Annotated in this window: 20 protein-coding genes and 1 pseudogene; 8 read left to right on the top strand and 13 right to left on the bottom strand. The window is 71.7% G+C overall.

The genetic code is table 11. The annotated features are described in order from the left end of the window. Positions 1–36: 36 nt before the first annotated feature. Positions 37–1,791, bottom strand: coding sequence for a ThuA domain-containing protein (locus ACIQAK_RS18395; RefSeq protein WP_366389224.1), 1,755 nt, complete (start codon positions 1,789–1,791; stop codon positions 37–39). Next, positions 1,788–4,625 carry a PQQ-dependent sugar dehydrogenase gene (locus ACIQAK_RS18390; protein WP_366389225.1) on the bottom strand — a complete coding sequence of 946 codons (2,838 nt, stop codon included), beginning with the start codon at positions 4,623–4,625 and terminating at the stop codon, positions 1,788–1,790. Before ACIQAK_RS18390 ends, ACIQAK_RS18395 begins: the two co-directional genes overlap by 4 nt. A gap of 263 nt (positions 4,626–4,888) precedes the next feature. Here ACIQAK_RS18390 and ACIQAK_RS18385 point away from each other — a divergent pair, with 263 nt between their 5' ends. Next, entirely contained in the window at positions 4,889–6,064 is a 1,176-nt protein-coding gene (locus ACIQAK_RS18385; RefSeq protein WP_366389226.1) for a Rossmann fold nucleotide-binding protein, read from the top strand. A 93-nt stretch (positions 6,065–6,157) separates the two neighbouring features. Here ACIQAK_RS18385 and ACIQAK_RS18380 read toward each other — a convergent pair whose 3' ends face one another. Then, a complete protein-coding gene (locus ACIQAK_RS18380) occupies positions 6,158–6,889 on the bottom strand; it encodes a carbonic anhydrase (protein WP_366389358.1) in 732 nt (243 codons plus the stop codon). 322 nt (positions 6,890–7,211) lie between these two features. On the opposite strand from ACIQAK_RS18380, the gene ACIQAK_RS18375 reads away from it, so the two are divergent. From ACIQAK_RS18375 to ACIQAK_RS18360, 4 genes are all read left to right on the top strand, one after another. Next, a complete protein-coding gene (locus tag ACIQAK_RS18375; protein ID WP_366389227.1) occupies positions 7,212–8,213 on the top strand; it encodes an acyl-CoA dehydrogenase family protein in 1,002 nt (333 codons plus the stop codon). Then, the gene (locus ACIQAK_RS18370; RefSeq protein ID WP_366389228.1) at positions 8,210–8,974 is read left to right on the top strand and encodes a PIG-L family deacetylase; all 765 of its coding nucleotides are present in this window, start codon (positions 8,210–8,212) and stop codon (positions 8,972–8,974) included. Before ACIQAK_RS18375 ends, ACIQAK_RS18370 begins: the two co-directional genes overlap by 4 nt. A 65-nt stretch (positions 8,975–9,039) precedes the next feature. Next, on the top strand, positions 9,040–9,627 hold the full coding sequence (locus ACIQAK_RS18365; RefSeq protein ID WP_366389359.1) for an SAM-dependent methyltransferase: 588 nt from the start codon (positions 9,040–9,042) through the stop codon (positions 9,625–9,627). Next, entirely contained in the window at positions 9,624–10,394 is a 771-nt protein-coding gene (locus ACIQAK_RS18360; protein ID WP_366389229.1) for a glycosyltransferase, read from the top strand. Before ACIQAK_RS18365 ends, ACIQAK_RS18360 begins: the two co-directional genes overlap by 4 nt. 106 nt (positions 10,395–10,500) lie before the next feature. On the opposite strand, the gene ACIQAK_RS18355 is transcribed toward ACIQAK_RS18360, so the two are convergent. The 3 genes from ACIQAK_RS18355 to ACIQAK_RS18345 form a co-directional block, all read right to left on the bottom strand. Further along, on the bottom strand, positions 10,501–10,692 hold the full coding sequence (locus ACIQAK_RS18355; protein WP_366389230.1) for a DUF4236 domain-containing protein: 192 nt from the start codon (positions 10,690–10,692) through the stop codon (positions 10,501–10,503). A 155-nt stretch (positions 10,693–10,847) separates the two neighbouring features. Next, positions 10,848–11,093 carry a hypothetical protein gene (locus ACIQAK_RS18350; RefSeq protein ID WP_366389231.1) on the bottom strand — a complete coding sequence of 82 codons (246 nt, stop codon included), beginning with the start codon at positions 11,091–11,093 and terminating at the stop codon, positions 10,848–10,850. Positions 11,094–11,848: 755 nt separating this feature from the next. Then, positions 11,849–12,067 carry a hypothetical protein gene (locus ACIQAK_RS18345; RefSeq protein ID WP_366389232.1) on the bottom strand — a complete coding sequence of 73 codons (219 nt, stop codon included), beginning with the start codon at positions 12,065–12,067 and terminating at the stop codon, positions 11,849–11,851. A gap of 407 nt (positions 12,068–12,474) precedes the next feature. Between ACIQAK_RS18345 and ACIQAK_RS18340 the strand changes: the two genes are divergently transcribed. Next, positions 12,475–14,415, top strand: a complete 1,941-nt coding sequence (locus ACIQAK_RS18340) for an ABC transporter ATP-binding protein (RefSeq protein WP_366389233.1) — start codon at positions 12,475–12,477, stop codon at positions 14,413–14,415. A 147-nt stretch (positions 14,416–14,562) separates the two neighbouring features. Here the strand turns inward: ACIQAK_RS18340 and ACIQAK_RS18335 are convergent, their stop codons facing one another. Continuing rightward, a complete protein-coding gene (locus ACIQAK_RS18335) occupies positions 14,563–15,237 on the bottom strand; it encodes an MATE family efflux transporter (RefSeq protein WP_401848392.1) in 675 nt (224 codons plus the stop codon). Between the two features lie 271 nt (positions 15,238–15,508). Continuing rightward, a pseudogene (locus ACIQAK_RS18330) lies at positions 15,509–15,868 on the bottom strand (MATE family efflux transporter); the annotation flags it as partial. Positions 15,869–16,032: 164 nt separating this feature from the next. Between ACIQAK_RS18330 and ACIQAK_RS18325 the strand changes: the two are divergent. Further along, positions 16,033–16,557 (top strand): PadR family transcriptional regulator, encoded by a 525-nt coding sequence (locus ACIQAK_RS18325; protein WP_366389234.1) that lies wholly within the window; start codon positions 16,033–16,035, stop codon positions 16,555–16,557. Between the two features lie 110 nt (positions 16,558–16,667). On the opposite strand, the gene ACIQAK_RS18320 is transcribed toward ACIQAK_RS18325, so the two are convergent. Continuing rightward, positions 16,668–17,168 (bottom strand): metallophosphoesterase, encoded by a 501-nt coding sequence (locus ACIQAK_RS18320; protein WP_366389360.1) that lies wholly within the window; start codon positions 17,166–17,168, stop codon positions 16,668–16,670. A gap of 346 nt (positions 17,169–17,514) precedes the next feature. Further along, positions 17,515–18,480 carry a pirin family protein gene (locus tag ACIQAK_RS18315; RefSeq protein ID WP_366389235.1) on the bottom strand — a complete coding sequence of 322 codons (966 nt, stop codon included), beginning with the start codon at positions 18,478–18,480 and terminating at the stop codon, positions 17,515–17,517. Between the two features lie 165 nt (positions 18,481–18,645). Here ACIQAK_RS18315 and ACIQAK_RS18310 point away from each other — a divergent pair, with 165 nt between their 5' ends. Continuing rightward, positions 18,646–19,005: a tetratricopeptide repeat protein gene (locus tag ACIQAK_RS18310; RefSeq protein ID WP_366389236.1), complete on the top strand. Its 360-nt coding sequence runs from the start codon at positions 18,646–18,648 to the stop codon at positions 19,003–19,005. Positions 19,006–19,822: 817 nt separating this feature from the next. Here the strand turns inward: ACIQAK_RS18310 and ACIQAK_RS18305 are convergent. The 3 genes from ACIQAK_RS18305 to ACIQAK_RS18295 all read right to left on the bottom strand — a co-directional run bounded on the left by ACIQAK_RS18305 (position 19,823) and on the right by ACIQAK_RS18295 (position 22,271). Then, positions 19,823–20,533 (bottom strand): TetR/AcrR family transcriptional regulator, encoded by a 711-nt coding sequence (locus ACIQAK_RS18305; RefSeq protein WP_366389237.1) that lies wholly within the window; start codon positions 20,531–20,533, stop codon positions 19,823–19,825. 32 nt (positions 20,534–20,565) lie between these two features. Continuing rightward, entirely contained in the window at positions 20,566–21,333 is a 768-nt protein-coding gene (locus ACIQAK_RS18300; RefSeq protein ID WP_366389238.1) for an SDR family oxidoreductase, read from the bottom strand. A 182-nt stretch (positions 21,334–21,515) separates the two neighbouring features. Further along, a complete protein-coding gene (locus ACIQAK_RS18295; protein ID WP_366389239.1) occupies positions 21,516–22,271 on the bottom strand; it encodes a CbtA family protein in 756 nt (251 codons plus the stop codon). Between the last annotated feature and the right edge of the window lie 26 nt (positions 22,272–22,297).

Here is a 22,297-nt window from a genome sequence, read left to right as displayed (position 1 = left end):
CGCCTCCCGCGGTGGCCCCGGAGTCCGGAGGGCCGCTCAGCTGGGCAGCACCCACTTCTGGTTGGCGCCGGAGTGGCAGCTCCACAGGTGGAGCTCGGTGCCGTCCGCCGAGGAGACCCCGGCGGCGTCCAGGCACTTGCCGGACGCCGGATTCTTCAGGGTTCCATCGGCCTGCGGCAGCCACTTCTGGGCGCCCGTGCCGTTGCAGCCGTACAGCTGGATCCTGGTGCCGTCGGCCGTACCGGCGCCGCTGATGTCCAGACACTTGCCGAGCGCCCGCAGCGTGTCGTCCGCGCCGACCGCCCACTTCTGGCCGGCGGACCGGTTGCAGCTCCACACCTGGATCCGCGTCCCGTCCGCGCTCGCCCCTCCGGCGACATCGACGCACTTGCCTCCGATGCCGGTGACAGCGCCTTCCCGGGGCCCGGGCGTGCTCCCGAGTTCCTTGATCCGGACGTTGCGGAAGGACACGTCGTCGCCGTCGCCGTGGTTCTGCAGGCCGATGTGCCCCTGCTGGAGGCTGCGGGCGGGGTCGGTGTTGGTGAAGTCGTTGATCTTGCGGCCGTTGAGGAAGAGCTGGAGGCGCTCGCCCTCGACCCGGATCTCGTAGGTGTTCCACTCCCCCGGCGGGTTCAGGGCCGCGTCGCGGGCGGCCAGGTCGGCGGACCTGTAGCCGTAGACGGCGCCGGTGGTGCGGTCGGGGGCGTCCGTGGCGTCGATCTGGATCTCGTATCCGTTGTTCACGGCCGACCACGGGTCGTCGGACGCGGGAAAGCCCATGAAGACGCCGGAGTTGTCGTCACCGGCCTGCCGCCAGTCGAGCTTCAGCGAGTAGGACCGGTACTCCTTCGCCTGGTACCAGAACAGGCCGAGGCCGCCGCGGGAGGTCAGGGTGTGGTCGGTGTCGGCGAAGGATCCCGGCCCCGCCTGCTTCCAGCCGGTGGTCCCGGAGGTGCCGAACAGAGTGGTGTAGCCGGTCTCCGGGCGGCAGTCGGCCTCCGTCGTCTCCGCGGTCCAGCGGATGCCGCCGAGCAGGTGGCGGCGGAAGGCGGGGTCGGCGTAGGAGTCCTCGGTGTGTCCGCCGCCGGTGTAGAAGGCGCGCCCGCCCTGGTAGTCCTTGCACCAGGCGATGGGGTGGTCACCGCCCATGGTGCCGCCGCTGTAGGTGGACTCGTCGAGCGAGGCCAGGACGTGGGCCGAACTCCGCGGGTTGCTGCGGTAGTCGTACCACTCGTCGGTGCGCTGCCAGGCGGGGCCGAGATGGGCGGTGGCGTCGTGGGCGCGGTCCTCCACCTTGACGGTGGCCGGCTGGATGTGCGGGTGGGACTTGAACAGGGCGCCGGCCAGGCCGCCGTACCAGCTCCAGTCGTACTCGGTGTCGGCCGCCGCGTGGATGCCGACGTAGCCGCCGCCTGCCCCGATGTACCCCTCGAAGGCGATCTGCTGGGCAGCGTCGAGGACGTCGCCGGTGGTGGAGAGGAAGACGACGGCCTCGTAGCCCGCCAGGTTGGCGGGGGTGAAGGCGGCGGCGTCCTCGGTCGCGGTGACGGTGAAGTTGTTGGCGGTGCCCAGTTGGCGCAAGGCGGTGATGCCCTCGTCGATGGAGGAGTGGCGAAAGCCGGCGGTCTTGGAGAAGACCAGCACGTCGTACGCCGGGTCGGCGGTGGCCGACGCGCGGACGGAAGCGGTTGGGACCCCTTCGGAGGCCGTGGAGAGTGCCGCGGGCAGGGTGGCGGCGCCGAGCAGGCCGCACGCGGTCCAGCAGGCGAGACGGGTGAGTCGTCGGCTCATGACAGGGTCCACTTCTGGTTGGCGCCGGTGTGGCAGGTCCACAGGTGGAGCTTGGTGCCGTCCGCCGAGGAGGCTCCGGAGGCGTCCAGGCACTTGCCGCTCACCGGGTTCTTCAACGTTCCGTCGGCCTGTGCCACCCACTTCTGGGCGCCCGTGCCGTTGCACCCGTAGAGCTGGATCCTGGTGCCGTCGGCCGTACCGGCGCCGCTGATGTCCAGACACTTGCCGAGCGCTCGCAGCGTGTCGTCCGCGCCCGCCGTCCACTTCTGGGCGGCGCTCCGGTTGCACGTCCACAACTGGATCTGGGTCCCGTCCGCGCTCGCCCCGCCGGCGGCCTCCGCGCACTTGCCGCCGATCCCCTTCAGTTCGCGGCCGGGCGCGGTGGCCCCACTGGTGGTGAAGGTGAAGTCGTCGAGGTCGAAGAGGGAGCCGCTGCCGCCCTTGAAGACGAGGTACAGCGTGGTGGTGGAGGCAGGCCGGTCGGTCAGGTCGGCGCTCACGTCCCGGAACGTCTCCCAGCCTCCGGTGACGGGGACCGCCGTCGAGCCGAGCAGGGTGCCGGTGGGTGAGCCGGCCCGCACCTCCAGCGTGCCCCCCGCCCCGCCGGAGGAGACCCGGGCGGTCAGTCTGGTGGCGCTGCCGAGGAGGTACGGGGTGAAGGAGATCCAGTCCCCGTTGTCGATGTAACCGACCGTCTTGCCGCCGTTGGCCGTCGCCTTGTCGACGACGGTGACGCCGCTGGAGCCGCCGAAGTGCTCGGCCTGCCGCTTGCTGCCCTGGCTGATGTTCTGGTCGTGGGTGGTCAGGGCGGGCTGTCCGTTCGCCCCCTTGTCGGTGTACTCGGCGTCCCAGACGCCGAAGATGTTGGCGTTGGGATCGTGCTCACCGTCGGCGATGGTCTGTACGGTGCCGGAGCAGCCGGTGGCGGAGGTCTGCGGGTGGCCGTGGCTGTCGTGGCCGACGATGAAGGTGACTTTGACCTTGGAGCAGTCGATCGTGCCGTCCTCGGGGTCGGTGACGGTGACCTTGAAGGGCACCGCCGCCCCCGGGTCGATGATGGAGCCCTCGGCGGGAAGGTCGAGGGTGACCGTGGGCGCGGTGTTGCCCACGGTGAGGGTCACGGAGGCGGTGGCGGTGTTGCCGGTGCCGTCGGAGACGGTGAGTTCGGCGGTGTAGCGGCCGTTGGCGGCGTAGGTGTGGGAGGGGTTCGCGGCGGTGGAGGTGGCAGCGTCACCGAACTTCCAGGCGTAGGTGAGCGGGTCGCCGTCGGGGTCGGAGGTCCCGGCCGAGGAGAACGTCACCGCGAGGGGGGCCTTGCCCGAGGTGCGGTCCGCGGCGGCCTTGGCGAGCGGGGCGCGGCCCCCGGTGACGTACTCGATGCGGTAGACGGCACTGTTCGCGTCCCCGTTGAAGTAGCCGGTGCCGTAGTCGAGGACGTACAGCGCGCCGTCCGGGCCGAAGGCCATGTCCATGACCTGGGTGCCCTGCCAGGGGAACGCGTTGATCGACTGGACGGCGCCGTCGGAGCCCTGCTCGATGCGCTTGATCCACTTGCGGCCGAACTCGCCGGCGAAGTAGTCGCCGTCGAAGCTCTGCGGGAACTTGACCGTGGAGGCCGAGGCCGCGTCGTACCGGTAGACGGGCCCGCCCATGGGTGACTCCGAGCCGCTGCCGAACTCGGGGACGGAACCTCCGTCGTACGGGATCCAGGCGGGCTGGGCCGGGGGGAGGTCGGTCAGGCCGGTGTTGTTCGGCGAGGTGTTCTTGGGGGCGGCGCAGGAGAAGGCGGCGCCCGACGCCGAGGTGGCGAAGTTGTAGTCCACGTACGGGCTGTTGTTCCCGGTGCAGTAGGGCCAGCCGTAGTTCCCGGCCTTGGTGATCCGGTTGAACTCGACCTGCCCGGCGGGTCCGCGGCCCGCGTTCGCCGTGCCCGCGTCGGGGCCGTAGTCGCCGAGGTAGACCGTGCCGGTGGGCTTGTCGACGCTCATCCGGAAGGGGTTGCGGAAGCCCATGGCGTAGATCTCCGGCCTGGTCCTCGCCGTTCCGGGCGCGAAGAGGTTGCCGGACGGGATGGTGTAGCTCCCGTCGGCGGCGACCTTGATCCGCAGCACCTTGCCACGCAGGTCGTTGGTGTTTCCGGAGGAGCGCTGCGCGTCGTACGCGGGGTTGCGGTCGGTTCGCTCGTCGATGGGGGTGTAGCCGTCGGACGCGAAGGGGTTGCTGTCGTCGCCGGTGGAGAGGTACAGGTTGCCCTGGGCGTCGAAGTCGATGTCGCCGCCGACGTGGCAGCACAGTCCACGGCTGGCGGGGACGTCGAGGACCTTCTTCTCGCTGGCGGTGTCGAGCGTGCCGTCGGTCCTCAGGACGAACCGCGAGAGCCGGTTGACGCCGTCGAAGGGGGCGAAGTCCGCCGCGGAGCCGTTGGCGGGTGCGTCACCGGCGGGGGTGGTCAGCTTCGGGGCGTAGTAGAGGTAGACGAACCGGTTGGTGGTGAAGCCGGGATCCACCCCCACACCTTGGAGGCCTTCCTCGTCGTGCGCGTAGACATCCAGTCTCCCGGCGGCCTTGGTGGAGCCGGCGGCGTCGGTGAGGCGCAGGGTGCCGTCCCGTGAGGTGTGCAGGACGGACCGGTCGGGCAGGACGGCGAGGGTCATGGGCTCGCCGGTTTCGGCCACGCCCTTGGCGAGGGTGACCTGCTGGAACTCGTCGGCCGCGACACCCGGAACGGGCTCGGGGGCCGCTGCGGCCGGTCTCTGCTGGACGGTGAGGGCGCCCGCCGCGGCGAGCAGGGTGCAGGCGAGCGCCGCGATGGGTCGGGTGAGTCTCCTGTGCACGCGCGTCCTCCGTGTGGTGACGGGGTGAGGTCTGGAGCACAGGCGCGCGCCGTCGCGCCGGAGGCATGGGTGCCCCCGAGGGGAGGGAGGGGCACTCAGTCCTGTTCGTCGGGTACAGAGCAGGAAGGTAATGGCTTTTCCACGGACCAGAAAGCCCTTTGACGTACCTGGCGTCAACTTTCTCTACTGGGGAGACAAAGCGACTGGTTGGGCTTCCGGACCGCGGTTCCCCCCGGGGGACGGGAGCGGCCTATCGTGTCCGCATGGCGAATGGCGAGGGATACGGTCAGCAAGCACGAGCGACCGCGGCGCGGGACGGCCAGGGGCACTGGGAACGGCGGGCGGACGGCCTCTACGGGGAGATCGAGAGCCGGGACGCGTTCGACCAGGCGGTCCTGGGCGGATCGCTGAGCGGTTTCCGTATCCAGTCGGTCGATCTGACGGAACGTAGGCTCGCCCTGCTGTCCACCGACACCTCCAAGACCGTCTTCCTCGGCTGCCCGATGGCGCCGGAGGCGGCGACGAAGATACAGGCCGACGGGGCCCTGGTCTTTCCGCCCGTCCCCCACCTCCCCTTCGACCCGTACCGGGGCCTGCTCTACTCGCCCGAACAGCTCTTCGCGGGGCTGGACGCGGGCGGTTACGAGGCGACGCCGGACGCGCTGGCCTATGCGTGGTTCCAGCGGACCAAGGCCGACGGCGACATACTCGCCTCGATGCTCCGGTCGGTCCACGACGACGCGATCTCGGACGCTCTGGACGAACTCCTCGTCGGCGCCCGGGTCGTCGGAGTGATGGGTGGCCACGCCCTGGCCCGGGGCAGCGACGCGTACGCCGGGGCGGCGCGCCTGGGCCGCGAACTGGCCCGCACGGGGCTGACCGTCGCCACCGGCGGCGGTCCGGGGGCCATGGAGGCCGCCAACCTCGGCGCCTACGCCGCGCCGCATCCGGACGAGATGCTGGACGAGGCCCTCGCCCTCCTCGGCAAGACACCGTCGTTCAGCCCGTCGGTCACCGGCTGGGCGCGCGCCGCCTTCGAGGTACGGGACCGGTGGCCCGGAGGCGACGGTTCCGTGGGGATCCCCACCTGGTTCTACGGCCATGAGCCGCCGAACGCCTTCGCCGGCCACATCGCGAAGTACTTCGCCAACGCGACCCGCGAGGACGGCCTGCTCGCCCGGTGCAACGCCGGGGTCGTCTTCCTGCCGGGCGCCGCGGGCACCGTCCAGGAAGTCTTCGACAACGCGACTCCCAACTACTACGAGTCACGCGGCGAGCCGACGCCCATGGTCCTGGTCGACCGGGCGCACTGGACGGAGCGACTGCCGGCCTGGCCGCTGCTCACGTCGCTGGCGCGGGATCGCCCGATGGCGTCCCGCATCGCGCTGGTCGACTCGGTGACGGAGGTCCCGGAGGCCCTGGCACGGCTCTCGGGCTGACCGGCGCGGACGTTTCGGCCGCGGTGCTCGGCGCGTGCGCGATGACGGTGACGGTGGTGGCGGTGGCGGTGGCGGTGGCGGTGGCGGTGGCGGTCAGCTGATCCGGTGGACCAGCTGCGTGTCCAGTTCGTAGCGCGCGCCCACGATCTGCAGCTGTCCGGCAGCCACCTTGGCCGCGAGGTCGGCCTCGGCCGCGAGCCGGGACCGGACCCGTGCGACCTGCGCGCTGACCGTGGCGTCCACCCGGGCGTCGCCGTGCTGCGAGTGGACGATCGCCGGTCCGATCTGGTCGGCCACGTACTGGATGTGCGCGGGCAGGTGCTCCCCGGTCTCCTCCGCGTGCACGGCGGCGGCGACCGCACCGCACGACTGGTGCCCCAGCACCAGGACCAGCGGGATGCCCAGCTCCAGGACGCCGTAGGCGATGCTGCCGAGCACCGCCTCGTCCAGCACCTCGCCGGCCGAGCGGACGGTCATCAGGTCACCCAGCCCCTGATCGAAGACCAGTTCGGGTGGAACGCGGGAGTCGATGCAGCCGAGGATCAGGGCGAAGGGGGACTGGCCGGACACCAGCGAGTGGCGGACCGAAGAGGCCTCATGGGGATGCCGCTGGTGGAACGTACGCCACCGCCGGTTTCCCGCGAAGAGCGCGGCCAGCGCGGCGGCGGGAGTGGTGGGCCTCGTGGGACGTGCTACCGGGGTCCGGGTGACGGCACCCACGGGCGAGGCTCCGGCTACGAGTACGCCGCCCGCCGCGGTGGCGGCGGAGGCGCGGAGAAGCGCGCGGCGGGTGGTCGCCGGCGACGTCTGAGCGTTTGGCGTCATGGTCACGCCTGGACGTTAACTTCCCTGCGATGAGCGGATTTTCTCCCAGGACAAATCTTGGTCGCACCTTGATGAGCTCTTGGCCGGAAGTGAGCCGAGCGTGACCGTCCACCGCTGTCCGGCGGCGCCCGGTGACCGTGCCACCGCCGCGCGACGGACCGGTCGGCGTTTCCCCTTCCGCGTGTTTCGTTCCTGGTGAGAGGGGCACTGGGGAGGACCATCGCCCTGGGTACGCGGTGGCGCGGCCCCAGGGAGTCGAACCACAGCGGAGGGACGGCCCGTTTTGTCACACTTGCTCGTCAGTCCTGAAGGAGCCCCATTCATGCCCGCCGATTCCGCGCTGCTCGGCGACCCGCCCGCCGCCTCGGTCGTCGCAGCGGCGGGGTTCACGGATACGGTCCGGCGCATCGGGGCCGGGGAACTCCGGTTCCCGCTGCCCGGTTCCGGGAGCACCGCCGACCGGTTCGCGGCGCTGCGCACCGTCGCCGAGGCCGACCTGTGCGTGGCCCGCCTGGTCGAGGGGCATGTCGACGCCACGGCCGTTCTCGCGGAGCTGGGAGCACCGGCACCGTCCCCTCAGGAGCGGTGGGGGGTGTGGGCGGCCGAGCCCCCGGGCGAGGGGCTCACGGCCGTCCGGGACGGGGCGGGCTGGGTCCTGAGCGGGCTGAAGCGGTACTGCTCGGGTGCGCACAGCTGTACCCACGCGCTGGTCACCGCGCGGGCCGGGGACGAGCGGCGGCTCTTCGCCGTACGGGTGGACGGAGCGGGCTGCCGTCCGGTGGAGGGCACCTGGCGGGCCCTCGGCATGGCGGGCAGCGACACCCCGGACGTGCGGTTCGCCGACGTACCGGCGCGCGAGGTCGGCGGACCGGAGGCGTACGTACGCAGGCCCGGGTTCTGGCACGGCGGGATCGGGGTCGCCGCGTGCTGGTACGGCGGTGCGGTGGCGGCGGCCCGGGTGCTGCAGGACGCGGCGGCGAGCCGCGCCGAGCCGCACACGGATGCTCATCTGGGGGCGGTGGACGTCCAGCTGTACGCGGCCGGGGTGCTGCTGGGGCGGGCGGCCGACGAGATCGACGCGGACCCTCAGGACGAGCGGGGCGAGGCCCGGCTACGGGCGATGCGGGTGCGCGCCTTCGTCGAGTCGGTCTGCCGCGAGGTGCTGGATCACGTGGGCCGGGCGACCGGCGCGGGACCGTTGTGCCACGACGCCTCGCACGCCCGCACGGTGGCCGACCTGGCCGTGTACATCCGCCAGCACCACGCCGAACGTGATCTCGCCGGGCTCGGCGCGCTCCTGGCCCGGCCGGAGGACGGCCGGTGACCGGCACCCGGGACCGGGCCTTCGCGGACCCCATCCAGGCGCCCGGCACCGACGAAGCGGCCTGGCGGGCCTGGCCGGGCTGGGCCCGGTTGCCGGAGGCTACCGTCGAGCCGTTCCGCCGCGTGGTGGTGGTCGCGGCGCACCCCGACGACGAGGTGCTCGGCTTCGGCGGCGCGATCGCCCTCCTCGCGGCCTCCGTCGCGCGGATAACGGTGGTGGCGGTCACCGATGGAGAGGGCTCCCATCCCGACAGCGACGTGGTCACCGCGCACGAACTCGCACGGGTGCGTACCGCCGAGACGCGTGCGGCGCTGGCCGAGCTCGGGGCGGCGGACTCCGTCGTCGTACGGCTGCGCGTCCCCGACACCGAGGTGGCGGCGCACGAGGATCACATCACGGCCCGGATCGCGCTCCTCGCCGATGGCGCTGACCTGGTCGTCGCGCCGTGGACCGGTGACGTGCACGGCGACCACGAGGCGGCGGGCCGGGCCGCCGTACGCGCGGCGGCTTCGGCGGACGTCGCCTGCTGGCTCTATCCGGTCTGGATGTGGCACTGGGCCGCGCCCGGAGATGACCGGGTGCCGTGGAAGCGCGCGGCCCGCATCGAGCTGCCCGCCGAGGTCCGGCGGCGCAAGCGGGCGGCGGTGGACCGGTTCGTCAGCCAGATCGCCCCGCTCGGGCCGGGCCCGGGCGACGCGCCGATCCTGCCCCCGGAGGAGCTGGCGCACCATCTGCGCGACCGGGAGGTGGTGTTCCGGTGAGCGGCGCACGGGAAACACCGGACGCCTCCGGCGCGACGGGCACCCCCGCCACGTACTTCGAGGACATGTACCGTGACGCTCCCGACCCCTGGCACCTCGCCGAGCGCTGGTACGAGCGCCGCAAGTACGACCTCACGGTGGCGAGCCTGCCCCTCCCCCGCTACCGCCGCGCCTTCGAACCGGCTTGCTCGGTGGGCGAGTTGACCGTCCGGCTCGCCGAACGCTGCGACCAGGTGGTGGCCTGCGACCGCGTCGGGTCTGCGGTCGCCACCGCACGGGAGCGCACCTTCGGGCTCCCCGACGTGGACGTGCGCCGACTCACCGTCCCCGCCGAATGGCCGCCCGGCAGCTTCGATCTCATCGTCCTGTCCGAGCTGCTCTACTACTTCGACGCCCGCACCCTCCAGGACGTCCTGAGCCGTACGGTCGGTGCGCTGGAGCCGGGAGGCACCCTGGTCACGGTCCACTGGAACCACCCGGTGCCCGACCACCGCGGAACCGGCAGCACGCTGGCCGAGATCGTCGGCTCGTCTCCCGGGCTGGCGCTGACCGCCGACCACCGCGAGGAGGACTTCGTGCTCCAGGTGTACGCGCGCACCGGCCCCGACGGAGCGGCACTCCCCTCCCCCGCTGCCCGCGAGGGGCTCGTATGACCGGACCGCGCGGCGCCGGAGGAGCGGTCGCCGTCGTCATTCCGGCCTGCGACGAACAGGACCTGCTGCCCGCCGCGTTGGCATCGGTGCGGACGGCGGCGGAACACCCGGACCTCGCTTCGGTGCACGTGCTCACGGTGGTCGCGGCCGACTGCTGCACCGACGCCACCGCCGACCTCGCCCGGGCCGCGGGCGCTCTCGTCGTACCCGTCCGGTTCCGCAACGTGGGGCGGGCCCGGGCGGCGGGGGTGCGGGCCGCGCTCAGCGTGCTCGGCGACGCTCCGGGCGGGGTGTGGATCGCCTCCACCGACGCCGACAGCACGGTGCGGGCCGACTGGCTCGCCTTCCAGCTGGCGTGCGCGGCCGAGGGCTGGGAAGCCGTCGTCGGCACCGTGTCCGTCGACCGCTGGCCGGTGGACAGGCCGGGACTCGCTGCCCGTTACCAGCGCCTCTACGAGGTGTCCCGGCCACGGGCGGGCCATGTGTGGCGGCACCCGCACGTACACGGTGCCAACCTCGGTGTCAGCAGCCGCGCCTACGCGGCGGCCGGCGGCTTCCCACCGGTCCCGCTCGACGAGGACCGCGGGCTGGTCGACGCGCTCGAACGGACCGGAGCGCCCGTCCTGCGGACCTCCGCCTGTCCCGTCACCACATCGGCCCGCATGCGTCCGCGCGCCCGAGGCGGCTTCGGTGACCACCTGGCGGGCCTGGACCGGTTCACCGTGCCGGCGGTGGCGGTGGAACCGGAGGAGGAGGCCGCGGGCTGAGTGCCTCCGCGCCTGCCGAACCGTCGCATGGATTCGCGTACGCGCCCGCGCGGGGCGCGGGCGGGCGCGAGGCGCGGGCGGGCGGGCGCGGGGCGCGCGCATGGTTTCAGCCGCGGCTGGTCTTGCGCCAGCCGAAGGGGCCGGGCAGGTTCATCGAGGTGGTCCGGCGTCCGGTGCTGCTGCGGGTGTGGCGGGGGCCGTGCTTGCCCCCGCCGGTGGTGATCGACCACGACTTCTTGTTGATGTTGAGGCGGACGCCGGGCAGGATCCTGAAGCTCTTGCGGAATGTCAGCGGCATGATGTCTCACTTTCGGGGGGCGCTGAGGAACGGGAGGCCCGACTGCTCGTCCGTGCGGGCCAGTTGACTTGCGTGTGTCCCGTGCCGCCCGTTCCATGCTCCCTCGCGCCCCGGGGTCGGGCCGCGGGCGGCGCCGGGCCGCCCGCAGCCCGTCCTCAGCCCTGCTGCTCCAGGGAATCCGCGAACGCGCGCAGCGCGTCGGCCAGTTCCTTCTTGGTGGGCAGCTCGTCCACCTTCTTCTCCAGGTCGTCGATGCGCTTGGCGACCTCCGCGAGATCCGTCGGGCCCGACGGTGAGGAGGTGGGTCCGCTGGTGGGCTGCGGACCGGTCGGGCTCGTACTGGGCTCGGTACCCCCGCTGGTGCCGGGATCGCCCCCGCTCGCCTCACCGGAACCACTCACACTGCCGCCGCCCGACCCGCCAGACCCACTCACACTGCCGCCGTCCGACCCACCGGAACCGCTGACAGTGCCGCCGTCCGACCCGCCCGACGCTTCGCCGCCACCGCTCGAACCGCCAGGCCCGTCGTCCGACGTATCCGCGGCCAGCGCGCCGCCGACTCCGAACACCACGACAGCGGTGGCACCGACCAGCGCCGCCACCATTCGTCTCGACCGTGAGTTCCCCGTGATTGTCATGCCTAAGACCGTAGCCGTCGCATCGGGCGGAAGGACGGATTCCCGTATGACCGCCCTTCGCACGCGGAAGACACCGGCATGAGCAGTCATTGAAACGGTGAAGAGCGGGCAGGATGACCTTTCGTGAGTACTCCCGCGATATCAGCGACTACGCCGATCTACGACCTCCTTGTCCAGGAGCGTGGAAACGCCTTGGCCGAGAGCCGCACCGCCGCTCAGCGGACACACGACAGGGCACGGCAGGTGCTGGACTGGAGCAGTCCGCGAACCGCTGCCGCCCAGCGGGAGGAGCGTGTGTTCTCCGCCTTCGGACACGCCGGGGACGAAGTGCGTGCACGGGCTCTGCCGTCGTAGCCCCGCCCGAAGCGGCGTCGGCCTCTCGCGTGAAGCGAGCCCCGCCACCCCGGGGATGACCGCCAGCTACGATCCCGCGAGCGCATCTGCTCCGCGGCCGCGGCGGGACCGCGCTCTCGGCGCCCTGGCCACCGGCCTTCGGGCCGTACGTCGCGGACTGCTCGCTACTCACGCGACTCACGCCAGTTCCGCCCCGCCGCCCGGGCACGGCCCATGTACCAGTCCCGGAACTTCCACCAACCGAGCACGAACGGGGCCGAGATCAGAGCGATGAGCAGGGACCCGCCCCAGCTCTCGTCCCTGCCGAATCGTAGATACAGCATCCCTCCCACGAACACCAGAAGGAACAGCAGCAGGAATCTGACCGGTCTCGGAAAGTTCATACGAGCCTGGATACCCGCGAAAGAGGATTTCCATCAACCGCCGTGGCAGCAGCCGCGGTTCGGTCGCCGACGGGGCGGATCGACGTGGCTCCTTCAGGCGTCGGCCAAGGCGTTCACCACGGCCCTGGCGACCCGACCCGCCGCGGCCTCGCCGACGCGCTCCGGGACCGGCTCGTCCAGGTACCACCGGGATGGCCTGGCGGATCGTCCACGCAGCGCGGCGGTGTCGGCGTTTCGGCCATCTCCCGCCCGGACTCGTCCCGGGCCGGACCAGGGGTCCCGCGCCCGCGAGGTCCCGCACGCGGGGAATCGCGGGCCTCCCGGTCCGACCGAATGACATGTGTTCGATATTGCGGCCATGTCGTTGGACCTCATGACTCTGCCGCAGCACCGTCCAAGGGGGAACGATGACCTCGGCCATGACACAGGACCAGCCGCCGCAACCACCGAAGGGCGCCACGCCGGACGACGAACCGCGGGAGTCCGGTGTTCGTGAGGAGGAATATCTCTACCGGGACGAGTCGCGGCTCCAGGCGGGCTCCCTGCTGACCTCGCGCACCATGGCGCGGCGCCTGCCCTCGCTCGTACGGCGCTCGGTGCGGATGGCCTGGCGCGTGGACCGCGGCGCGACCGTCGGCCTGCTGTTGTGCCAGATCGGGACCGGTGTCCTCGCGGCCCTCGGCCTCCTGGCCGTCACGGGCACGATCACCGCGCTGGTCTCCTCGGGCGACATCACCGAGCGGCTGTGGGATGCCGCCCCGCAACTGGCCGTCATCGCCGCCGCCACCGGCCTGCGCGCACTGCTGGGCATCACCGTCGTCTGGCTCACCGGCCGTCTGCGCCCGGTGCTCGGCCGGGCGGCGGAGCTGACGATGATCGAGGCCGCGCTCGGCGCGGAACTGGCCGCCAACGACAAGCCCGGTTACAACGACGCCTACGACATCGCCGACCGCGGTGCCCAGGTCACCCCCGACCTCGTCGAGGAAGCGCAGGACGTCCTCGCGGCCACCGCCACCCTCGCCGCCGGCGCAGCCGTTCTGACCGTCCTGCACCCGCTGCTCCTCCCCCTTCTCTTCCTCGCGTGCCTGCCGCAGGCCGCCGCCTACGTCCGCTCCGCCCGCGTGATCTACCTGGCCGGCCTGGAGACCTCCGGGCGGCGCCGGATGCTGGGCAAACTGCGCTGGCACATGGCCTACATGGAGTCCAGTGAGGAGATGCGGGCCTGCCTGGCCGGTCCTTTCCTCATCGGCCGGTACCGAAAGCTGGCCGCCTCCGTCAACGCGGCCGAACGCCGGGCCGCGAACACCGGTGCCTGGATGGGACTGGCAGGGGCCACGGTCGGTGGGATCGCCTCGATCGCGGTGTGGGTGGCGCTGCTGTGGCTCCTGGCCTCGGGGCGGATGGGCCTGGCGGCCGGCGGCGGCGCCGTCTTCGCTCTCCAGACCGCCACCGGCTCGGTGCGGGGCATCATCAGCGGCGGGGCCCGCCTGGTGCGCACCGGCTGGTACGTGCAGGACTGGCAGAACTTCCTCGACAACGCCCACGGCCAGGCCATGACCGACTCCCGCGGCACCCATCCCCTGGCCGCCGCCCCGCAGCGCTTCGAGGTCCGCGACGTCACCTACCGCTACGACGGCGCCCCGAAGGACAGTTTGAGCAACGTCTCCCTGCACGTACGGCGCGGCGAGATCGTGGCACTGGTCGGCGAGAACGGCTCCGGCAAGTCCACCCTCTCCCGCCTGCTGTGCGGGCTGCTGCTGCCCACCGAGGGCACCGTGGCCTGGGACCACGCCTCCACGGTGGACCTCGATCCTTGGGGGGCGTGGGAGCACGTCGCCCTGGTGCCGCAGAAATTCACGTACCTGCCGCTGACGATGCGTGACAACATCACGTTCGGCCAGGGCGACGCCAGCGACGCAGCCCTGCTCGCCGCGTGCGAGTCGTCCGGCGCCGCGGAGATACTGCCGGACCTCCGCTCCGGCCTGAACACCCTCCTGACCAGCGAATGGTTCGGCGGACAGCAGCTCTCCGGCGGGCAGTGGCAGCGCTTGGTCCTCACCCGCGCCTTCCACCGGCAGGCAGCGCTGCTGGTGATGGACGAACCCACGGCCGCACTCGACGCCCGTGCGGAGCACCGGATCTTCTCCGGCCTGCGCGAACTGGCCAAGGACCGCGCCGTCCTGCTGATCACTCACCGGCTCACCAACGTGGCCGTCGCCGACCGGATCGTCGTCCTGGACGAGGGCCGGATCGTGCAGGAGGGCACCTACGTCCAGCTCACCCAGGAGCCAGGGCTCTTCCGGTCCTTGTGGGAGCTGCAGCGCCGGATGAGCGGCGGCACCACCTGATCACCCCGGTCCACGCCGGATACACCCCACCTACCGCCAGGACAACCCGTGGCTGCTGCCCGGAGAAGCCGTCGAAGCCGGCGAAGATCCGCACGTCACCTGCCGACGCGACCTCCCCCCCACCCCCGTACCGACCCGCGGGAACTCTCAACTCCGGTGCTGGGCACGTCGATTGTCGGGCGAGGGACGGTCGGATTCTGCGACGGAGATCCTCACCCCGCTGCTGTCGCGGTCGGTGGCTGTCGGCCATACCGTACGCCGGTACATCCTGGTGATGGCCGCGCACTGGAGTGCCATGGCCAGCACCATGGCCAAGCAGATGCCCGGCAGGCCCAACCCCGACAGGCAGAATGCGAACGCGAGTTGGAGTGCCACGCCGCACGCGGTGATCGTTGCGAGGGCCGGACTGCCGCCGCCGCCCTCGAACACCCCGCCCAGCGCGACGAAGCACGCGAGAAGCGTCAAGTACGGCCCCAGGCAGCGCAGATAGAGTGTCCCCGCCTCTGCCACCTCTCCCTCACCGCCGAAGGCTCGCATGATCCACGGCGCGGCAGCGAGCAGTACCAACGCGGCCGTGAGCCCGAGTGCGCCGGCAAGGACCAGCACCTCTCGCCCGACGGCCCGCCGCTCGTCGCGTCCGGCGCCGAGCAGGTGGGTGGTGCGGATGGAGGCGGCCTGGCGTATCGCGTAGAAGGCCATGGTTGCGACGTACATCGCTTTCGTCGCAATTCCGTACGCGGCGACCTCGCTGACGCCGATCCGGGCGACGATGGCGACGAGGGCGAGCGCCCCCGCCATCCGTACGACGAAGTCGGCCGACATAGGGAACCCGATGGCAGCCGTCCTGCGCGCATCGCGCTGAGCGAACCGGCCACCCGCAGGGCCGTCCGGGTGGCCTGTCGCAGTACGGCGTTGCGGTGCAGCGCCACGAAACCGCACATGAGCGCGACCGTCCGGCCCAGTACTGTAGCGATCGCCGCCCCACGTACTCCGAGGTCACATCCCAGGATGAACAAGGGATCCAGCCCAAGATCAGCCCGTTGGCGAGGACAGCGAGCTTCATCGGGGTGCGGGTGTCGCCCGCACCCTTGAGGATGCCGTCGACGACGTTGGTGGCGTAGAACACCGCGATTCCTGGCAAGGCGATCGAGAAATAGCCGGTGGCGAGCGGCAGCGAATCACCGCCGCTGCCGCCGAGTACGAGGTGGGCGAGCGGTTCGCGGCACAGGTATCCACCGATGGCGACCGGGGGTGTGACGAGCGCCCACAGGACCCAGCCGCCGCGCACGGCGGAGCACATCGCTGTTGGATCCCCCGCTCCTGTGGCCTGGGCGACGAGCACAGTCGTCCCCGAGCCTGCGACGAGGATGACGCCGAGTAGCAGGTTCTCGACATTCGTGGCGACAGCCACTCCGGCGACAGCGCCCCCGCCGAGCCGCGCCACCCAGACCATGTTGATGATTCCGGCGGTGACCCCGGCGAGAAGCTCGAAGTAGACCGGATACGCGAGTGACACCAGCCTGCGCCGGTGTTCTGCCCCCATGACGACACCCCTCTTATCGCATGGTCGAACGGGACGGGCAAGCGCTTTGCCAGGCACAGGAAGGAGCTCGACGCATGCTGGAGCTGTCGATTCTGGGATTCCTCTTCGAGGATCCCCTGCACGGATACGAGATGAGGGCCCGAATCCAGGGCCTCAGTGGCCACATCCGCCCGGTGAGCGACGGGGCGCTCTATCCGGCCATCTCCCGGCTCGTGAAAGCCGGTCTGGTCGAGCAGCACACCGAGCCTGGCAGCGGCGCCGTACCCCGTCGGGTCCTGTCCCTCACCGAGGCGGGCCGCACCGAACTGCTGGCCCGACTGCGGCAGCCCAAGGAGGCCGAGATCACTGACGGGCAGCGCTTCTTCACTCTGCTGGCGTTCCTGCACCATCTCCCGGACCGTGCCGAGCAGGCTGCGGTGCTGCGCCGGCGGCAGACCTTGCTTGACATCCCGGCGAGCTTCTTCTACCGCGACGGCGAGCCCCTGCGAGCCGAGGAGGCACCGAGCCTCTTCCAGCAGGGCATGCTGCGCATCGCTCGCGCCACCGGCACCGAGGAAAAGAAGTGGCTGGCCGAGGCCATCGGCAGCCTGGAGGCTTGAGCACGGACCAGGCCGATGGCGGCGCCCGCTTTCCGCCGGACCAACCACGGCCGAGCAGGCGCCGCGGTTTGTCACCCCGCCCTGGCGGGTCAGGCCCCGGTGGAGAGGGGTCAGCGCCTGGGCAGGCGGTGCAGGACGACCTCGCCGAGCATTCCGTCCGCCACCGTGCACGTCATGTACGTGCAGTACGGCTGACGTCTGCGGTCCGTCGGCGAGCCGGGGTTTAGCAGGCGTAGCCCACCTGGCGCCTCGGTGTCCCAGGGGATGTGGCTGTGGCCGAAGACCAGGACGTCCAGGTCAGGGTAGAGGGCGGCGCAGCGCTCTTCCCGCCCACGAGCGGCACCCGTCTCGTGGACGACGCCGAATCGCAGGCCCCCCAACTGGACGCGGGCCACCTCCGGTAACCGGCCCCGCAGTTCTGGACCGTCGTTGTTGCCGTACACGCCGACAAGCCGGCGTGCGCACTTCTCCAACAGGTCCAGTGTGGCCACGTCGACCCAGTCCCCGGCATGGACGACCACGTCCGCCCGTTCCGTCTCGCGCAGTAGTTCACCGGGAAGCTGTCTTGTGCGCAGGGGCACATGGGTATCCGAGACGAGCAGCAACCGCAGGGGGTCTGTCACCGCGCCGGTCAGGTCGTCGTCCATTCGCCTGCCTTCTCCTCGAGTACGCCCGGTCTACCGGCCGCAGTCGCCCTCGGACCGCCTTGCGGGCGGAACCTCGGCCGGCTCACTGCTGGCGCGACAACATGGCGCGAACCACCACCGGATGAACTGACTACCGGTCAGTGAAGTCAGCATTCGTTCCACCGAACGTCACCGCACCCTGCCTTACCTCGGGGTCCCGCCCAAGACCCGCAGCACACCGTAAGGACCAGGTGAGCAGCTCCGATTCGATGAGAGACGGAGCCTTCACCACGCCAGTCGGCCTGATGTCAGTTCGGGCGGTTGCCTCAGCTCAGCGCACCCTCCCCCGCGCCTTCAGCGGCGTGGCGGGCAGTTCCGGTGCCGGTAGCCGAGCGCCGTCGTAGCCCTTCACCTCGCCGAAGCGCGGGCCGTTCATCCAGTCGTCGCGGGCCTGGGCGATCTCCTCACCGGATCGGCCGACGAAGTTCCAGAACATCACGATCTCCTCCTCGAACGGCTCGCCGCCCAGGAGCATCAGGCTCGCGTCGGAGAGGGCGCGCAGCGGCAGTTCCGTACGGCCGCAGCCGAGGTAGAGCATCGAGCCGGGCAGCACGGGTACGCCGTCGACCTCGACCTCTCCCGACATCGACAGGACCGCGTACTCGAAGTCCGCGTCCAGCGGGAGGCGGGCCTCGGCACCCTCGGTCAGGGTCAGGTCGGCGCCGACGATCGGGGTGTAGGCGGTGCCGGGCGAGGCGGCTCCGTCCAGTTCGCCCAGGATCACGGTGGCGGTGAGGCCGGGGGCGGTCACGGCGGGGAGGTCCGTGTGGTGCTGGAAGTGCGGCTCCACCTGGCGGTGCGCGTCGGGGAGGGCCACCCAGAGCTGAGCGCCGTGCAGAAACCTGGCGTGCGGCTCCGGGCTCTCCTCGGAGTGACTGATGGCGCGGCCCGAGGTCATCAGGCCCAGTTCGCGGGGGCGCACCGTCTGCAGACTGCCCAGGCTGTCACGGTGCAGGACTTCGCCGTCGTGGAGCCAGCTGACGGTCTGCAGGCCCATGTGCGGGTGGGGCGGCACCTGCATGCCGGGCTCGTCCGCGATGTCGTCCGGACCGTAGTGGTCGACGAAGGCCCACGCCCCGACCATGCGGCGGCCCAGGTTGGGGAGCAGCCGGCGCACCTCGGTCGACTCGCCGAGCGGGACGCGGCGGGGGGTGAGGAGTTCGCGGACCGGCTCGGCGACGACGAAGCCTCGCCCCCCGCAGACGGAGGGAGTGGCCTGGCGATCGAGATTGCTCATGGCGTTCAACCTATTCCCGTACGACCGTGGAGCGTCGGTCCCCACGCCAAAGTTTTAGTGGAATGTTCAACCATTGTGTGGTGTTGGCATGGCTGGACGCACGGCGGGACGGCAACTCGGTGGCACGCACCGGGAGGGTGACCCGCACGATGAGGAGGAGGACCCGTGAACGAGACCTACTACGAGTTCGGCACGGCCGCCGACCGGTGGGACCGGGCGCAGATGTTCTTCGACGCCAAGGAGTACCTCACGGCCGCCCGGATCCTCCGCGGGCTCGTCGAGGAGGCGCCGGAGCAGGTCGCGCCGCGGTTGCTGCTGGCCCGCGCCTACTACCACTCCGCCCGGCTCGGCCGGGCGGAGGAGGAGCTGCGGGCGGTCCTGGAGCTGGACCCGGTGGAGGGTTATGCGCGCCTCATGCTGGGCCGGACCCTGGAGCGCCAGGGACGGCAGGCCGAGGCGGCCACGCAGCTGCGGATGGCCGCCGCGTTCTCCGGTGACTTCGGGACGCGGGCGAGCAAGCTCTGACCGGCGTCGGCCCGCGCGGAGGAGGGGCGGGGCGCACCGGCCCGGTGCGCCCTGTCCTCCTATACCCACCGGTACGAGCACCCGATAATGAGCTTTCCGGGACGAAGGGGCGGGGGATGCGCAGATCCAGGGACGCGGAATTACGCCGGGCGCGGGTGGCCGCGCTGATCGCGTCGGCGGCGGTGGCCGTGTCCGGCTGCTCCGGGGACGGCAAGGACGGAGCCGGGGTGGACGCGGGCGAGCCCCGCGCCCGCGCGGCGGGGGTGCACAGCTGGACCAGCAGTCCCTGCGGCCTGCTCGCGGGCGCGCCGCTCGCCCAGGGGTTCACTCTCGGCTCCACCACCGACGCCGCGCACCCGGAGGGCAGGGAGGACATCGGCAGCAACGGCACCCGGCCCCGGTATCGGCAGACGGGCTGTCTGGCCGATCTCACGGGCCCGGACGGAGAGTTCTGGACACTCAGCACGACCGCCGCCGTGTACGAGGACGTCGGGCCCGCCCGCCGCGCGTACCGCGTCAAGGAGGACCTCGACCGGGCACACGGGCGTGGGCCGGAGCGGGTGCACGCGACCGCGTACGGGCGACCGGACGAGGACCGGGGCCGTCCCGGCCGCACCCTCGTCCTGTGGAACGGCGACCTCCTGCTCTCGGTGACGGCGTACGGCCCGTACGGGAGCGAGGAACACGAGGTGCGCGACGACCTGGGGGAGCATCGTCCAGAACACCGCGCGCCGTGTGGAGGACGAGCTCCGCGACGGCGACGCCCCCTCCCCCGTACCGTCCTGACCGTCCACTCCCCCCTCCGGGGCGGGCGTGCTCAGCCCCCCGGGCGGGTGTTCGCCACCCGGTCGAGCCACTCCCCCATCAGCGCCGCCTCGGCGGTGCTGAGTCCCGACCCCCGCGCCTGCCGCAGCAGGGCACTCAACCGGGCCGCCGTCGAAGGCACTTCGGCCTCCTCCGGCGCGCTCGGTCCCGGGTCGGGGGTGAGGATCGAGGCGTGCACGGCGTCGCGCACCCGGCGGGACATGTCGGCGTCGTCGAAGGTCGCGGGCCGGGCGACCAGCATCAGCGCCACCCCCACGTTGGCCGACATCACCATCTGGGCGGCGAGTGCGGGCGCCACCCGCAGCCGGCCCTGGGCGGCGGCGCGCTCCAGGTCCCGGGTGAGAATGCGGTGCGACTCCAGTGCCGCGGCGGGGGGCGTCCGCATCGCCGGGGAGTTCATCAGGCGGTAGAGGTTCGGGTTGCGGACGGCGAATTCCACGTGGCTGTCCCAGCCGCGGCGCAGGTCCTCCACGGGGTCCGCGCTCGCCTCACGCTCACGCTTCGCCGTCAGATACCGCTCGAATCCGTGGTCGACGACGGCCGACAGAAGGCCTTCCTTGTCCCCGAAGTGGCGATAGAGGGCCGGTGCCCCGACCTGGGCCGCCTCGCACACGGCGCGCGTGGAGATGTCGCCGTCGGCCGAGTTGCCGACCAGCTCGGCGGCCACGTGGAGGATGCGGTTCCGTGTGCTCGTACTACTCATCGGACGGACGCTATCAAGGCGGGAGGGGGCGCTCAGACGATGCCGCCGTTGGCCCGCAGGACCTGGCCGTTGACCCAGCGGGCGGGACCGGCGAGGAAGGAGACCACCTCGGCGATGTCCTGCGGGGTGCCCAGCCGCTCCAGCGGCGGCTGGGCGGCCATCCGCGCGACGGTCTCCTCGTCCTTGCCGTCCAGGAAGAGGGCGGTGGCGGTCGGACCGGGGGCGACGGCGTTGACCGTGATGTCCCGGCCGCGCAGCTCGCGGGCGAGGATCAGGGTCATCGCCTCGACGGCCCCCTTGGTCGCCGCGTAGGCCGTGTAGCCGGGCAGGGCGAGCGACAGCACGGAACTGGAGAAGTTGATGACGGCCCCGCCCCCGCGCACCCGCCGCGCGGCCTGCTGGTCGACGACGAAGGTGCCGCGGATGTTGGTGCGGTACATCCGGTCGAGTTCGTCGAGGTCGAGCTCGGCCAGCGGGGCGAGAGCCATCACGCCCGCGGCGTGCACGACCACGTCGACGCCGCCGTACGTCTGCTCGGCCACGTCGAAGAGGCCTGCGACGGCCTGCTCGTCGGCCACATCCGCACGGTGGGCGATCGCCTCGCCGCCCGCGGCGGTGATGGCGGCGACCGCCGTCTCCGCCTCGGCCCGGCTGCCCGCGTAGGTGACGACCACCGCGAGGCCGTCGGCGGCGAGCCGCTCGGCGCTCTCCCGGCCGATGCCCCGGGATCCCCCGGTGACCACGGCCACCCGGCGGGGGGCGTCGGCGGCGGTGGGCACGGACTCGGACTGAACGGTCATGACATCCCTCCTGCGACAGGGGCCGCGGTGGTTCCGTGGGACCCGGCGTAATCAACGCTAACATCAAAAGTGTAGCGACGCTACCCACTATGACCTTGGGGACGGGTAACGCCGCTACTGCCCCCGGAAACGGCAGAACCCGCCGGATACACCCCGGCGGGTTCTGTCTGGAGCGTGGTCGGTCAGCCCACCGGTGTCGCCACGCGGGGCGCCTCGGCGCCGTTCACGGAGACCAGCAGCCGCTCGGTGAGGTAGCCGAAGATCAGGCCGAAACCGCTCCAGAACGCGGTCTGGACGGCGAGCGTCGAAAGTCGGAACTTCCACAGCAGGCTGGCCGGGAAGTCCTTGCCGACCTCGTCGAACGAGGGCAGGAAGGCATAGGCGAGCCCGATCACCAGAAGGAAACCGGCGACCGCCGCGATGGTCGCGTTCCAGTTGCCCAGGCCCGGTGCGAGCCGCTTGCCGACGATCACGGCGGCCACGGCGAGCAGCACGCTGAGGGCGACCATGAGGAAGAACAGGGCGGTGCGCTGGCCGATCGTGTCGGGGTTGCCGACGGCCGGCGGGTTCGCCGGGTACTTCAGGAACGGCACGACGTAGACGGTGAGCAGCGCCGCGCCCGCGATCAGTGCGGCCGTGGCCCGGGGGCCGAAGTCGCCGATGCGGCCGAGCGCGTAACAGAACACGAGGGCGGCGATCCCGCCCGCGGCGACGCCGAAGACCAGGAGTGCGGTGGCGAGCCCGCCGGTGGCCTGCATGGGGCGGCTGACGAGTTCCTCGCCGCCGCCGTGGTCATGGCTGTGCGCCTCCTCGATGGCGATGGCGGCATCCACCTGGGACTCGCCGAGGAAGTACGCGACGGCGAAGGCCAGCGCGCCGGCAACCAGGCCCGCGAGCATGCCGCGCACGAGCAGACCTCTGACAGATATGGAGTTCACGAGACGTTCCCTGTTTCCCTTTGTTC

It is taken from the genome of Streptomyces sp. NPDC088706 (assembly GCF_044752765.1).
Classification (GTDB): domain Bacteria; phylum Actinomycetota; class Actinomycetes; order Streptomycetales; family Streptomycetaceae; genus Streptomyces.
Note: the sequence above shows the minus strand (reverse complement) of the source record. Positions and strands in the feature narration are given on the sequence as shown.